Here is a 14,929-nt window from a genome sequence, read left to right as displayed (position 1 = left end):
AATAATTACATCAGGATTTATCATAAATGCAACATTTATTTTACCTGAGTGCAACTTAAAGACCACTCCTGCAGCTAAGATGAGTCTCTTACAGGAATATTACAGAAATATAACAGAGAGATAGACATACGAAAAAATAATATCCCCGCGAAGTATCACGGGGATAAATTTACGCTTCGATCAGGCCTTGGGCGAGATACGCGCCTTCACCGCGCACGCCTGGCAGAGCAAAGAAATAGCCGCCGCCGATAGGTTTTATGTACTCTTCCAGCGCTTCGCCGTTTAAGCGTTTCTGCACGGTTAAGAAGCCCTTTTCCAGATCGTGCTGATAGCAGACAAACAGCAGCCCCATATCCAGCTGACCGGAGTTAGTGACGCCCAGAGAATAGCTGTATCCACGGCGCATCATCAGACTCGACTGGGTTTCCGGCGTACGCGGGTTGGCCAGACGAATATGACTGTCCAGGGCAATGGTATCGCCATCAGGATCGCGCACGTAATCCGGCACGTCATGCTCGTTTTTCATGCCCAGCGGCGCACCGCTTTGCTTATCCCGACCAAAAATCGTCTGCTGCTCTTTAAGCGGCGTACGATCCCAGAACTCAACGTGGAACTGGATAATCCGCACCGCCTGATAGCTCCCGCCAACGGTCCATGCGGGCTCGCCCTGGTCCGCCGTCGTCCACACCACGCTTTTCATCAGTGCGGCGTCAGTGCTGTCCGGATTCGCCGTACCATCTTTGAAACCAAGCAGGTTAACCGGGGTCTCTTTCCCCTGGCTTCGCGCCGCGTGATCGGAGATAAATCCTTCACGCTTCCAGCGCACGCTGAGTAAATCCGGCGTGTGCTTGATGATATCGCGCAGGGCGTGGATCACCGTATCCTGGGTGTTGGCGCAGATCTGGATCAGCAGATCGCCATGACACAGCGCCGCATCCAGAGAATCATTAGGAAAACGCGTCATCTTCTGCAGCGTTTTCGGCTTGTGCTTCTCCAGACCATAGCGCGCGTCAAACAGCGAGTCGCCGACCGAAACCGTTACGGTCAGATTATCCGGGGCAATAAATGGCCCCAGAATTCCTGAATCCATCGGCGGCATGCGCGGGTTAGGCGTTTCTGGCGCCGGGCCGCCTGCCGTCAGAAACGCGATACGTTTCGTCAGCACGCGGAACAGACGTTCCAGATCCGCTTTGTCGCTTGCCAGCGAGTCAAAGGCGACCACCATCATGGCCGCCTGCTGCGGCGTCAAAATTCCGCCCTGATGCTCGCCGTAAAACGGCTGCGTTTCCATCCGCGCATTGGGGGAGAGCGTGCCCGGCGCGCTCTGCGGTTTTGCCGCATGCGCTACCGGGCAGCCGCCTGCCAGTGCGAGCGCACCACCCAGCGCCCCCACGCCTTTCAGCAATCGACGCCGGGAAGGTTCCGCGACGCCGTATTCTTCTTTCTCATTCATGATGCTTAGTCCAGACCCAGCACGCCGCGCAGCTGAGCCAGATCTTCTGCCAGCGTGGTGATCGGTCCTTTCAGCGCATTACGATCCGCATCGGTTAACTTGTCGTAGGTTTCATACCCGTCTTTGGTGCGGTATTTCGCCAGAATGGTATTCACTTTTTTGAAGTTTGCATCCACTTTGGCCAGCAGTGCGCTGTTATCTTTTTGCAGCTGCGGACGAAGCAAATCGACAATTTTCTGCGCGCCTTCGACGTTGGCCTGGAAGTCCCACAGGTCAGTATGGCTGTAGCGATCTTCTTCGCCGCTGATTTTGCTGGCGGCCACTTCTTCAATCAGGCCCGCCGCGCCACCCACTACTTTTGATGGCGGGAACGCCAGCTCGCTGATGCGCTTTTGCAGTTCCAGCACGTCGGTATTGAGCTGTTCAGCGTATTTTTCCATGCCCTTGGTGGAGTTATCGCCAAACAGCGCTTTCTCAAGACGGTGGAAACCGGTGAACTTCGGATCGGCGGCTTTCTGCTCATAATCGTCTTCACGGGCGTCAATGCTGCCGTCGAGATCAGAGAACAGCTCAGCGATCGGCTCGATGCGCTCATAATGCTGACGCGTTGGCGCATACAGGGATTTCGCTTTTTCGATATCGCCCGCTTTCACCGCGTCGGTAAAGGCTTTGGTTCCGGCCACCAGGTCGGCGGTCTCTTTCGTGACGTACGCTTTATAGGCCGTGATCGCTGTGCCCAGGCTCAGCAACGCTTCGCCTTTTGCTGCATCGGCCGTCGCTTCGCCTTTCACGATCAGCTTGCCTTTCGGGTTAGTCAGCAGTCCGCAGGTCATGTCGTATTCGCCCGGCTGCAGGTTCGCGGTCATTTTCTGACTAAAACCGGGCGCGATGTTTTCACGCTCTTCCACAACCATCACGCCTTTGAGGATTTCCCACTCCAGCGCCTTCTGGCTATGGTTTTGAATAATAAACTGCGTTTTACCGCTATTGACCGTGATAGTCATCGGCTCACACTGTTTATCGTTCACAGTCACTTTCACCTGAGGAACATCAGCCGCCTGAGCAGAAAACGCATACGCAAACAGCGCTGCCACACCAACCTGTAACGCACTACGACGAAATTGAATTGCCATGACTCTTCCCTTTCTAAAGTATGTTGTAACTCTACACGTCAGCCTTCAAGCTGCCTCTGCTCATCCCAGTCACTTACCAGAGTAAGTGACTGGGACTTTCAGACTTGCCGCCTTGACCCAGCGTGAATGATTTTGTGTATACACTGTGCACTTCACGGCGCGGTTCGCGACGGCTGAGTGCTGGGGCGTGATGGCATAAAGAACAACACCAGCGCCGGAATGAGAAAGATGAAATACATCGCCACTTCGCTGACGCTCGGCGTTTCCTGATAGCCAAAAATGCCTTCGAGGAGAGTCCCGACGAGCGAATGGGTGGAGAGAACCGTGCTGAGATCGAAGGCAACATCCTGGAAATGGTTCCACAGGCCCGCCTCGTGGAAGGCGCGAATCGCACCCGCCGCCAGACCCGCTGCCACCAGCAGAATAAACAGGCTGGTCCACTTAAAGAACGCGCCCAGATTCAGGCGTATGCCGCCCCAATACAGCATAAAGCCCAGTACCACCGCGGTTGCCAGACCAAGCATCGCACCGATAGGTGGCCAGATCCCCACATCCTGCTGGAACGCAGCCAGCAGGAAAAAGACCGACTCCAGCCCTTCGCGCGCGACGGCGAAAAAGACCATCAGGATCAGCGCCCAGCCGTGGCTGTTGCTTTTTTGCAGTGCGTTATCGACCGCCTGCTCCAGTTGAACCTTGACGTTGCGCGACACTTTACGCATCCAGAACACCATCCAGGTGAGGATCACCACGGCGATCGCCGCGACAATTCCTTCGAACAGTTCCTGTTCTTTTTGCGGGAATTCACCGGTGGTTTCGTTGATCAGAATACCCAGGCCCAGGCAGAGCGCTGCGGCGAAGAAAACGCCAATCCACATCACCCCGATCCAGCGTCCGCGCTGGGTCCGCTTGAGATAGCTGGCGATCAAGCTGACAATCAAGGCCGCTTCAAGGCCTTCACGTAACATAATGAGAAATGGAACAAACATGCCGACACCTTAAATGTTTATCGCGGTCAACTGATGCAAAGAAAGGTAAATTCTTGTGATAGTGATTATCATTACGGCGTGAATAAACACAAGCGAAATATGTGAGGTTTTGATGACGAGATGTAAATCGCTCGCCTGTTAATAATTTCATTCGTTATCGTTATGTGTATAACTTATAACGTAAATGCCCATTTACGCTTGCCAGTCCCTATGGCTAAATAAGCGCTTCGATAACCTGCTGAAAATTTAAAATGTATAACTTTGTCCATTTCCTGCTGGCGCTGGTGATTATTCTTGCGCTCGCCTGGCTGGTGAGTTTCGACCGCCGAAAAATTCGTATTCGCTACGTTTTACAGCTAATTGTCATTGAAATTGCGCTGGCGTTCTTTTTCCTGCATGCGGAAAGCGGACTCTTCGTGATTAAATATGTTTCCGGATTCTTTGAATCCCTGCTGAAATTTGCGGCAGAAGGAACAAACTTTGTCTTTGGTGGAATGGGTGAAAAAGGGCTGGCGTTCATTTTCCTCGGCGTTTTATGCCCAATTATTTTCATCTCTGCGCTGATTGGTATTCTCCAGCACTGGCGAATTCTGCCGATTTTTATTCGCGTTATCGGTACCCTGCTGTCCAAACTGAACGGCATGGGAAAACTGGAATCGTTTAACGCCGTCAGCTCTCTGATATTGGGTCAGTCGGAAAACTTTATTGCGTATAAAGGTGTGCTGGGCGATCTCTCTTCTCGACGCCTGTTCACCATGGCTGCCACGGCGATGTCGACCGTATCGCTGTCGATTGTCGGCGCGTATATGACCATGCTCGATGCCAAATTTGTGGTCGCTGCGCTAATTCTGAATATGTTCAGCACCTTTATTATTTTGTCGGTCATCAACCCAGCGCGACCTGAAGCCGAACCCGAAATCAAACTGGAAAAACTGCACGAATCTCAGAGTTTCTTTGAGATGCTGGGCGAGTATATTCTGGCCGGTTTTAAAGTGGCGATGATTATTATGGCGATGCTAATCGGCTTTATTGCCATTATTAGCGCCATCAATGCCCTGTTCTCCAGCGTATTTGGCATAAGCTTCCAGCAAATTCTTGGCTACGTGTTTTATCCGCTGGCGTGGCTGGTGGGCATTCCGCTGAGCGATGCGTTAAATGCGGGCAGCATTATGGCGACGAAACTGGTGGCGAATGAATTTGTGGCCATGATTGAGCTGCAAAAAATAGCCGGTCAAATGACGCCGCGTGGCCTGGGTATTCTGTCGATCTTCCTGGTCTCCTTTGCCAACTTTGCGTCCATCGGGATTATCGCGGGCGCGATTAAAGGCCTGAACGAGCAGCAAGGAAACGTGGTGTCTCGCTTTGGTTTGCGCCTGGTCTACGGCGCGACGCTGGTGAGCCTGCTGTCGGCAAGCTTCGCCGGATTAGTATTGTAAAAAATAACGGCGGGATTTCCCGCCGTTTTCTTAGAACTGAACGCAGACCGGCTGATCAACGCGCATCACCGATTCCTGCGCAAACCGTGATTTATACACCCCGCGCAGGGTTTCAATATTCTTCTCGCTCTGGGCATCTTTGCCGTGGATCAACATCAACGCTTTGCTTGGCTCACGCGCCACTTTTCCGTCATTGCCCAGCCATTGGCCGCGCGCATCAAACACGGTTAAGCCATCACGAAAACGCGGCGTCACGTCCTGATCCACAAATTGCTGCCACTCCTGACCGGTGATCGGTTCCCCTGCCGGACGGTTCAGCCCGAAATACAGCGTGGTCTGCTGCATCTGATTATCGGCTTTGCAGGTGGCGTCAGCGGCGCTGTGTGTGGGTGCGTTACACCCTGCCAGCATCAAGAGCGCGGCAGCCATCAGCCCTGTTTTGATTATCATTGTTCGCTATCCTCATTGTTATAAGCACAGCGATATGAGCGTAAATGGCGGGATTTAGCAAGAGGGATGATGGTTTCCCTCTCCCGTTTGGGTGAGGGAATAAATGCGAGATTGCCTCTCCCTTTAAGGAGAGGAATCAAATTACTCGGCCTGCAGTTTAGACGGCGGTGCCGTATGGTACTGTGCATCCGCTTCGGCAAAGCGTTTTTGCATTGATGCCGACGGTGCTTTGCCCAGCAGGCTGAACACCACGATCCCGATGCTACCGAAGATAAAGCCTGGAATGATTTCGTACAGGCCCAGCCACGCAAACTGTTTCCAGACGATGACCGTCACCGCACCGATGATCATCCCGGCCAGCGCGCCGTTACGCGTCATGCGTGACCACAGCACGGAGAACAGCACGACAGGGCCAAACGCGGCACCAAAGGCTGCCCATGCGTAGCTCACCAGGCCCAGCACGCGGTTTTCCGGGTTAGCGGCCAGTGCGATAGACACCAGCGCCACCACCAGCACCATGAAGCGCCCGACCCACACCAGCTCTTTCTGGCTCGCGCCTTTACGCAGGAAGGCTTTGTACAGATCTTCCGTAATCGCACTGGAGCACACCAGCAGCTGACAGCTCAGCGTCGACATCACCGCCGCCAGAATGGCAGACAGAAGAATCCCGGCGATCCACGGGTTGAACAGAATCTGCGCCAGCTCGATAAACACGCGCTCGGCATTCTGATTAACCGCCCCCGCCAACGCCGGGTTAGTCGTGAAGTAGGCGATACCGAAGAAGCCGACGGCACACGCACCGGCCAGACACAGGATCATCCACGTCATACTGATTCGACGGGCATGAACGATGGTGTGGTGGGAATCGGCAGCCATGAAACGCGCCAGAATATGCGGCTGACCAAAGTAGCCCAGGCCCCAGCCCATCAGCGAAACAATCGCGACGAAGTTAAGCCCTTTCAGCATATCGACGTTTTCAATGCTCTTCTGCTTGATCACTTCCAGCGAATCGCCAAAGCCGCCAACCGTGATAACCACAATTACCGGCGTCAGGATCAGCGCAAAGATCATCAAACTCGCCTGCACGGTATCGGTCCAGCTCACCGCCAGGAAACCACCCACAAAGGTATAAAGAATGGTCGCGGCTGCACCGGCCCACAGCGCCGTTTCGTAGCTCATCCCGAAGGTGCTTTCGAACAGACGCGCGCCCGCCACAATGCCGGAGGCACAATAGATGGTGAAGAACAGCAAAATTACCAGCGCGGAGATAATGCGCAGAATGCGGCTGTTATCTTCAAAGCGGCCGGTGAAATAATCCGGCAGCGTCAGCGCATTGTTATTCAACTCGGTGTGAACGCGCAGACGCCCCGCCACCAGCTTCCAGTTGATCCATGCGCCCAGCGTCAGGCCAATCGCGATCCAGCTTTCAGAGATCCCCGAGATGAAAATCGCACCCGGCAGGCCCATCAGCAGCCAGCCGCTCATGTCGGATGCGCCCGCAGACAGCGCGGTTACCATCGGCCCTAAACGGCGTCCACCCAGAATATAATCATCGAAATTTTTCGTTGATCGCCATGCCAAAAACCCTATCAGGATCATGCCAAAAATATAAACGAGAAATGTCACCAGCATCGGTGTGCTAATAGCCATTCAAATTCTCCAAAATGTCGAGCGACAGCCTTCCCGGCCGCCTTATTATTTCATCACCGGAACGTAGTGACGCGTGTATGTGTTTCTGTGGGCGCGCGTATCCTGCCGTAAGCGTTCCCCTTTCACAAATGATTTAACACTGCATTTACATCAAATTCATCCCTGGTTTTATACGTCTTTTACAGAGGTTGCACTCGCTCACGCTTTTACGGGTTGCACCTTTTAAAAGTGTTAAGTGCCGCATAAAAACAGGGTTCACACGCAGAATCCAGCTCTTTTTTCCAGCTTACCTTCCGTTAACAATTCATTCATTTTTCAGCTTGCAAACCATGTCACATTTAACGCGGTTGCACAAAGTTGCAACATGGTGGATATTTCACGCTAACCACAGAACATTACTACAGCACAACAGGAGTTTTGGCATGGGCATGACCACCATGGGGGTTAAGCTGGATGACGCGACCCGCGAACGGATTAAAAGCGCCGCCACTCGAATTGACCGCACACCGCACTGGTTAATAAAGCAGGCCATTTTCAATTATCTGGAACGTCTGGAAAGTGAAGACGGTTTACCGGACTTGCCTGCCCTGCTGGCAGGGGCAGCTAACGAAAGCGAAGATACGGCACCCGCGGCCGAAGAAAATCACCAACCTTTCCTGGATTTCGCCGAACAAATTCTGCCGCAGTCCGTTAGCCGCGCGGCCATCACCGCCGCGTATCGCCGTGCCGAAACCGACGCCGTACCGATGCTGCTCGAGCAGGCCCGCCTTCCTGAACCGATTGCCTCGCAGGCGCACAGCCTGGCGTATCAGCTCGCCGACAAACTGCGCAACCAGAAAACCGCGACCGGTCGCGCCGGAATGGTGCAAGGACTGTTGCAGGAGTTCTCTCTTTCTTCACTGGAAGGGGTGGCGCTGATGTGTCTGGCCGAAGCGCTGCTGCGTATTCCGGATAAAGCCACCCGCGATGCGCTGATCCGCGACAAAATTAGCAACGGTAACTGGCATTCGCACATTGGCCGCAGCCCGTCGCTGTTCGTAAACGCCGCCACCTGGGGTCTGCTGTTTACTGGCAAGCTGGTATCGACCCATAACGAAGCCAATCTGTCACGCTCGCTGAACCGCATTATCGGCAAAATCGGCGAACCGCTGATCCGCAAAGGCGTGGACATGGCGATGCGCCTGATGGGCGAACAGTTCGTGACCGGGGAAACCATTTCCGAAGCGCTGGCGAACGCCCGCAAGCTCGAAGACAAAGGGTTCCGTTACTCCTACGATATGCTGGGTGAAGCGGCACTGACCGCCGCCGACGCGCAGGCGTACATGGTCTCTTATCAGCAGGCGATCCACGCGATTGGCAAAGCCTCTAACGGCCGCGGTATCTACGAAGGTCCGGGCATTTCGATCAAGCTTTCTGCCCTGCACCCGCGCTACAGCCGCGCGCAGTATGATCGCGTGATGGACGAACTGTATCCGCGCCTGAAGTCTTTAACCCTGCTGGCGCGCCAGTACGATATCGGCATTAATATCGATGCCGAGGAAGCCGATCGTCTGGAAATCTCTCTCGATATGCTGGAAAAGTTGTGCTTCGAGCCAGAGCTGGCGGGCTGGAACGGGATTGGTTTTGTCATCCAGGCCTACCTGAAACGCTGCCCGTTTGTCATTGATTATCTGATTGATTTGGCCTCTCGCAGCCGTCGCCGCCTGATGATCCGTCTGGTGAAAGGCGCGTACTGGGACAGCGAAATCAAACGTGCGCAAATGGACGGCCTGGAAGGCTATCCGGTTTACACCCGCAAGGTCTACACCGACGTCTCTTATCTGGCCTGTGCGAAAAAACTGCTTGGCGTGCCGAATCTGATTTACCCGCAGTTCGCCACCCACAACGCCCATACGCTGGCGGCGATTTACAGCCTGGCCGGACAAAACTACTATCCGGGCCAGTACGAATTCCAGTGCCTGCACGGCATGGGTGAACCGCTGTATGAGCAGGTCACCGGCAAAGTGGCGGATGGCAAGCTGAATCGCCCATGCCGCATTTATGCTCCGGTCGGCACGCATGAAACGCTGCTGGCGTATCTGGTGCGTCGCCTGCTCGAGAACGGGGCTAACACGTCGTTCGTGAATCGTATCGCCGACACCACCCTGCCGCTGGATGAGCTGGTGGCGGATCCGGTTCAGGCGGTGGAAAAATTAGCGGCACAGGAAGGCCAAATCGGCCTCCCGCACCCGAAAATCCCCCTGCCGCGCGAGCTGTACGGGAAAGATCGCGTCAACTCTGCGGGTCTGGATCTGGCAAACGAACACCGCCTGGCGTCACTCTCCTCTGCCCTGCTCAACAGCGCGCTGCAAAAATGGCAGGCCAAACCGATTCTTGAGCAATCGGTCGACGCCGGTGAAATGCAGCCCGTTGTTAACCCGGCCGAACCGAAAGATGTTGTCGGATTTGTGCGTGAAGCCACCGAAAGCGAGGTAGAGCTGGCGCTGGAAAATGCCGTCAATAACGCGCCGATCTGGTTTGCTACACCACCGGAGGAACGCGCGGCAATTCTGGAACGCGCCGCGATCCTGATGGAAGACCAGATGCAGCAACTGATCGGCATTCTGGTGCGCGAAGCGGGTAAAACCTTCAGCAATGCCATTGCCGAAGTGCGCGAGGCGGTCGATTTCCTGCATTATTACGCAGGCCAGGTGCGCAACGATTTCGATAACGAAACCCACCGTCCGCTCGGCCCGGTTGTTTGTATCAGCCCGTGGAACTTCCCGCTGGCGATTTTCACCGGACAGATCGCGGCCGCGCTGGCCGCCGGTAACAGCGTGCTGGCAAAACCTGCCGAGCAAACGCCGCTCATTGCCGCACAAGGGGTCACTATCCTGCTCGAAGCAGGCGTTCCGCCTGGCGTAGTGCAACTTCTGCCTGGCCGTGGCGAAACCGTCGGTGCGAAGCTGACGTCCGATAATCGCGTACGTGGGGTGATGTTTACCGGCTCGACCGAAGTGGCGACGCTGCTGCAACGAAACATCGCGACGCGCCTTGATCCGCAGGGTCGCCCGACGCCTCTGATCGCCGAAACCGGCGGGATGAACGCCATGATCGTCGACTCTTCCGCCTTGACCGAACAGGTGGTGGTGGACGTGCTGGCCTCGGCGTTCGACAGCGCCGGGCAGCGTTGCTCCGCCCTGCGCGTATTGTGCCTGCAGGACGACATCGCCGATCACACGCTGAAAATGCTGCGCGGTGCGATGGCCGAATGCCGGATGGGGAATCCAGGACGCCTGACAACCGATATCGGGCCGGTGATTGATGCCGAAGCCAAAGCCAATATCGAACAGCACATTCAGGCGATGCGCGCCAAGGGCCGTCCGGTCTTCCAGGCGGTACGTGAAAACAGCGAAGACGCCCGCGAATGGAACAGCGGGACGTTTGTCGCCCCGACGCTGATTGAACTCTCAAGCTTCGATGAGCTGAAAAAAGAGATCTTCGGCCCGGTTCTGCACGTGGTGCGCTATAGCCGCAACAACCTTGAAGCGCTGGTGGAGCAAATCAACGCCTCCGGCTACGGCTTAACGCTCGGCGTACACACCCGTATCGACGAAACCATTGCGCAAGTCACCGGCAGTGCGAAAGTCGGTAACCTGTACGTCAACCGCAACATGGTCGGCGCGGTGGTCGGCGTGCAACCGTTTGGCGGCGAAGGGTTATCCGGCACCGGTCCGAAAGCCGGTGGTCCGCTGTATCTGTACCGTCTGCTGGCGAATCGTCCAGAAAACGCATTAGGCATTACGCTGGCGCGACAGGATGCAGAGCGCCCGGTCGATGCGCAAGTCAAAGCCCTGATTTCTCAACCGCTGGACGCGCTGGTGAAATGGGCAGAAAAACGCCCGGAATTACGCGCGCTATGCCAGCAGTACGGCGAGCAGGCGCAGGCCGGTACGCAGCGTCTGCTGCCGGGCCCAACCGGCGAGCGCAACACATGGACGCTGATGCCGCGCGAGCGCGTGCTGTGCGTCGCGGATAATGAACAGGATGCGCTGGTTCAGCTTGCTGCCGCCATGGCAACGGGTTGTGAAGTGCTGTGGCCGGAGGACGGTTTGCACCGCGACCTGGCAAAACAGCTGCCGAAAGAGGTCTCCAGTCGTATTCGCTTCGCGAAGGCCGACGTCCTGATGGCCCAGGCCTTTGACGCGGTGATTTACCATGGTGACTCCGATCAGCTGCGCGAGTTGTGCGAGCAGGTCGCGGCACGCGACGGTGCGATTGTGTCGGTTCAGGGCTTTGCCCGTGGCGAAACCAATCTGCTGCTGGAGCGTCTGTACGTTGAGCACTCGCTAAGCGTCAACACCGCGGCGGCGGGCGGTAACGCCAGCCTGATGACAATCGGGTAACGCTGTGATAATAAGGCTCCGGAAACGGGGCCTTTTTTTAGGGTGAAATGATGAAAAGAGTAATGATGACCGCGGCAGCGTTGCTGTTTAGCGCCAGCGCGCTGGCAGATGATTGCGCCAATGCCAACACGCAGTCCGAGATGAATATCTGCGCGGCACAGCAGTATCAGGCAGCGGATAAAAAACTGAATCAGACGTATCAGGATGCGATGAAGCGCGCCGCCGTGCCACAGCGCGATCTGCTCAAAAAAGCCCAGCAGGCGTGGATCACCTTGCGCGATGCTGATTGCGCCTTTGCCGCCTCCGGCACAGCGGGCGGCAGCGTTCAGCCGATGATCCTGAATCAATGTCTGGCGGAAAAAACCGCCGATCGCGAAGCGTTTCTTGCCTCAATGATGCAGTGTGAAGAAGGCGATTTGAGCTGCCCGCTGCCGCCGGCCAATTAACGCAGGCGAATGCCTTCGATAATCATGCGCTGGACGTTATCGACCGCGCTCTGGAAAAACGCATCGTCCTGAAGCGTTTTTCCGGTTACCGCTTCGACCTGACTGCCAAAATCCGCATAGTGCTGCGTCGAGGCCCAAATCATAAAGATCAGGTGATGCGGATCGACCGCCGCCAGCTTACCGCTCTCCACCCAGCCCGCAATAATCGCGGACTTTTCGTCGATCAGTTGCTTTAAATCCCCGCTCAGCTCCGCCTGTAAGAGCGGCGCCCCTTGCAGCATCTCCATACAAAACAGTTTAGAAGCCTGCGGGTAATCGCGGGACACCTCCAGCTTGAGCCGGATGTACTCTTTTATCGCCACCAGCGGCGTGAACTCTTCCCGGAACGCCTTCAGCGGTGCCAGCCAGATATCAAGAATCTGTTGCAGCACCGCCACGTAGAGCGCTTCTTTCGAGGGGTAATAATAGAGCAGATTGGTTTTCGATACGCCCGACAGCTCGGCGACCTGTTCAAGACGGGTGCCATGAATACCGTATTGCGAAAAGGTGTCCAGCGCCGCGCGCAAAATAGCCTGTTTCTTGGCACTGACTGCTCGCGATCGCTTCCCGGGGGTTTGCACTGCGCCTTGTGTCATCTGCGCTCTCCTTGTTGGTTTGCATCAGCATAGCAAAACCACCGCTGACTCACGACCTCTTGCAGTGCATTACCTCCCGCATCTCGTCGTAAAATTTGCAGATAAGTATGCGGGAATTCAACGTCCAAAAGATGAAGATGCGAAAAAGCAAAAATGCCCTTTCGGGCATTTTTGCTTTGCTTGAATTTATCCTGACAGGACGGGTTCAGATGCTGCGGTGCTACACACGAGCATTAATGGAAAAACAGCGCAATCAGGATAATGATTGGAATGGGTACGCCTAAAAAGAACAGTAACAATGAGCGCATTTTAAACCTCTCGCATAATTAAGGATTATAAATCACGTTGACGGCCACCGAAGGTCGCACACAGGCTGGCTACGAAAGCACCCGCCAGCAGAGAAATGAATGTCCAGAGCATGAGATAGCTCGTGGTTTTGCGTGCGGTATCAGCAGCTTGCTGCGCTTTCTCCTTCGTTTCTTTTAATTTAGCCTGAGCTTTGTCATAGGTGCTTTGTACCCGCTGTTCAGCCTCTTGCTGGCTGATACCGGTATTTTGAGCAATCAGACGGGCGACATACTGACGATCTTCCTGAGGTAAGGCGCCGGTGGTAATGCTATTGGCAAATATCCCGGTCACTTCGCCTAACTGTGCAGGAGAAACGGGTGGATGAGAGGCAGAGGGCGTTGCAGGAGCAGCTGCTGCGGTGGCCGAAGCGGCATCCGCTGCGCTATTTGCCGGTGTCGCGGGATTATTTTCCCTGAACATTGAGTTAACGAAGTAGTTCATTGATGAACCGGGTACGGCAGACGAGCCATTCGCCATGCTCGCTGCACCCGCCGCCGTGGTCATCGCAGCCCCCTCGGCAACATTACCCACGATTTTAGCCCCGCCTCCAACGAGGGTCCCCACCGTACTCGTTAACAGCACAGCAGAGACCAGCGCCGCGACAGCCCAGGCCAAAAACCCATGTGCAGTATCGCGGAAGTAAACTTCATCGGTGTGGGTATCAACCCATTTCGTGCGGAGTCGTCCGGATAAATAGCCGCCCATACCCGACGCAACGATTTGAGTGAACGTCAACCAGGCGATGGCAGCGATACCCACTGTACCAGCGTCGAGCCCGCGACTTTCCCATGGCGAAACGGACGTAAGACCCAAACCGGCGCCTAATATAAGCAAAATCAAAGAGAGGGATGCCGCGGCTGCCGCGCCGGCAAAGATGGCACCCCATGATACGGCACTGCTGCTCGCCGCAGGCACGGGAAGACGCGCATCGGGATACGTCGTATTAACTGTGGAGCGTTCATGAATGTCAGTCATAGCTGTTGTCCTTAATTAATCTTTGCGTTCGGAACCAGGAACTGATTGAAGAAGCAGGAAACACATTAAGGCTCTTCAGGAGTCGGGCGATGTCATTTTAAAAAGGAAGGCTGTAAAACTTAAAAAAAGACAGCCCAAAATCACACTGGAAAGGTATTCCACGCATTAAGGATAGTAGATAATTTCGCTTTGGAGGGATTTTAAAATTTAAACATCCGCTACTATTTTAAGATAGGGGATTTTGTAGCGAGGATGAGATGTACCCAGCGCCAGCGTTAATGGCAACAGAATGACGCGCCGTCGCTATTACCTTCTAAGCATCCGTAATACGCATACTCTTATGACGCTAACAGAACATTCAGGGGAGCGGTCTCCCCGGGCTGACCTATTCTTCCTGATGGAGTTTCGTCACAAAATTGCGTCACCGCTAGCTGACTTGCCTGATAGCAGCGAAATAATTATCGGCTAGAAAGTTTATCGCAGAGAATCGGAATAGTTATTACGTCAGGAACGTGGGAGTAAAATTAAAGGCCGTCGGTATGATAATTTAGTGCCAACCATTTCTTTAATCGGGAATACAATAACGACATGAAGAATATATTTTTATATGAGTCAGAAAAAGATGAATGAATAACAATTAACCCACAAATAAAATCATCCTAACGTTTATTTATCATGCGTTTTATCGTTATACGTTGCCACAATTAAAAGACGTTTACGCCATGAACAATAGATATGCTTTAAGTGTATCGCTTCCACTTAAAGCATCACTCCAAACTATCACTGTATACTACTCCGCACCCCATTCACATTTTCCCCGAGCCGCCTCGCATATAGTAAACTTGCCCTTTAATTCCCCCGTGATCATTTATCCCGGCAGGTATAATAGCCGCAGAGAGCCTCAGTAATAGACGCTGTGAATATCAGGTTGAAACGTATTTAACCGGGAGCGCGAAATAAAAGTCCAGCAACATCGTTATTCCGCTGACCACAAACGACTTACAAGGCGTTGAATAGGGCTGCAAAGAATTC

At 54.4% G+C, this 14,929-nt stretch carries 10 protein-coding genes; 3 read left to right on the top strand and 7 right to left on the bottom strand.

Features of this window, described 5'->3' with window-relative positions:
* Positions 1-169: 169 nt before the first annotated feature.
* The 3 genes from efeB to efeU form a co-directional block, all read right to left on the bottom strand.
* The gene (gene efeB, locus I6L74_RS16015) at positions 170-1,453 is read right to left on the bottom strand and encodes an iron uptake transporter deferrochelatase/peroxidase subunit (RefSeq protein WP_059178360.1); all 1,284 of its coding nucleotides are present in this window, start codon (positions 1,451-1,453) and stop codon (positions 170-172) included.
* Positions 1,454-1,458: 5 nt separating this feature from the next.
* Positions 1,459-2,586: an iron uptake system protein EfeO gene (efeO, locus tag I6L74_RS16010; protein ID WP_059178361.1), complete on the bottom strand. Its 1,128-nt coding sequence runs from the start codon at positions 2,584-2,586 to the stop codon at positions 1,459-1,461.
* A 152-nt stretch (positions 2,587-2,738) separates the two neighbouring features.
* Positions 2,739-3,572 (bottom strand): iron uptake transporter permease EfeU, encoded by an 834-nt coding sequence (efeU, locus tag I6L74_RS16005; RefSeq protein WP_059178362.1) that lies wholly within the window; start codon positions 3,570-3,572, stop codon positions 2,739-2,741.
* Positions 3,573-3,823: 251 nt separating this feature from the next.
* Here efeU and I6L74_RS16000 point away from each other — a divergent pair, with 251 nt between their 5' ends.
* The gene (locus tag I6L74_RS16000; RefSeq protein WP_059178363.1) at positions 3,824-5,008 is read left to right on the top strand and encodes a NupC/NupG family nucleoside CNT transporter; all 1,185 of its coding nucleotides are present in this window, start codon (positions 3,824-3,826) and stop codon (positions 5,006-5,008) included.
* Between the two features lie 30 nt (positions 5,009-5,038).
* Here I6L74_RS16000 and I6L74_RS15995 read toward each other — a convergent pair whose 3' ends face one another.
* Complete coding sequence (locus I6L74_RS15995; RefSeq protein WP_059178364.1) at positions 5,039-5,458, bottom strand: DUF3574 domain-containing protein; 420 nt, start codon at positions 5,456-5,458, stop codon at positions 5,039-5,041.
* 141 nt (positions 5,459-5,599) lie between these two features.
* Entirely contained in the window at positions 5,600-7,108 is a 1,509-nt protein-coding gene (gene putP, locus I6L74_RS15990) for a sodium/proline symporter PutP (protein ID WP_059178365.1), read from the bottom strand.
* A gap of 422 nt (positions 7,109-7,530) precedes the next feature.
* Here putP and putA point away from each other — a divergent pair, with 422 nt between their 5' ends.
* Positions 7,531-11,493 (top strand): trifunctional transcriptional regulator/proline dehydrogenase/L-glutamate gamma-semialdehyde dehydrogenase, encoded by a 3,963-nt coding sequence (gene putA, locus I6L74_RS15985; RefSeq protein WP_059178366.1) that lies wholly within the window; start codon positions 7,531-7,533, stop codon positions 11,491-11,493.
* Between the two features lie 50 nt (positions 11,494-11,543).
* Entirely contained in the window at positions 11,544-11,939 is a 396-nt protein-coding gene (locus I6L74_RS15980; RefSeq protein WP_059178737.1) for a lysozyme inhibitor LprI family protein, read from the top strand.
* Here I6L74_RS15980 and rutR read toward each other — a convergent pair.
* On the bottom strand, positions 11,936-12,574 hold the full coding sequence (gene rutR, locus I6L74_RS15975; RefSeq protein WP_059178367.1) for an HTH-type transcriptional regulator RutR: 639 nt from the start codon (positions 12,572-12,574) through the stop codon (positions 11,936-11,938). The two genes, I6L74_RS15980 and rutR, sit on opposite strands and share 4 nt — an antisense overlap.
* A gap of 333 nt (positions 12,575-12,907) precedes the next feature.
* Positions 12,908-13,897, bottom strand: a complete 990-nt coding sequence (locus tag I6L74_RS15970) for a hypothetical protein (RefSeq protein WP_059178368.1) — start codon at positions 13,895-13,897, stop codon at positions 12,908-12,910.
* Positions 13,898-14,929: the final 1,032 nt, after the last annotated feature.

The sequence above is a fragment of the Lelliottia amnigena genome (genome assembly GCF_019047465.1).
GTDB classification, from domain to species: Bacteria; Pseudomonadota; Gammaproteobacteria; order Enterobacterales; family Enterobacteriaceae; genus Enterobacter; species Enterobacter amnigenus.
Note: the sequence above shows the minus strand (reverse complement) of the source record. Positions and strands in the feature narration are given on the sequence as shown.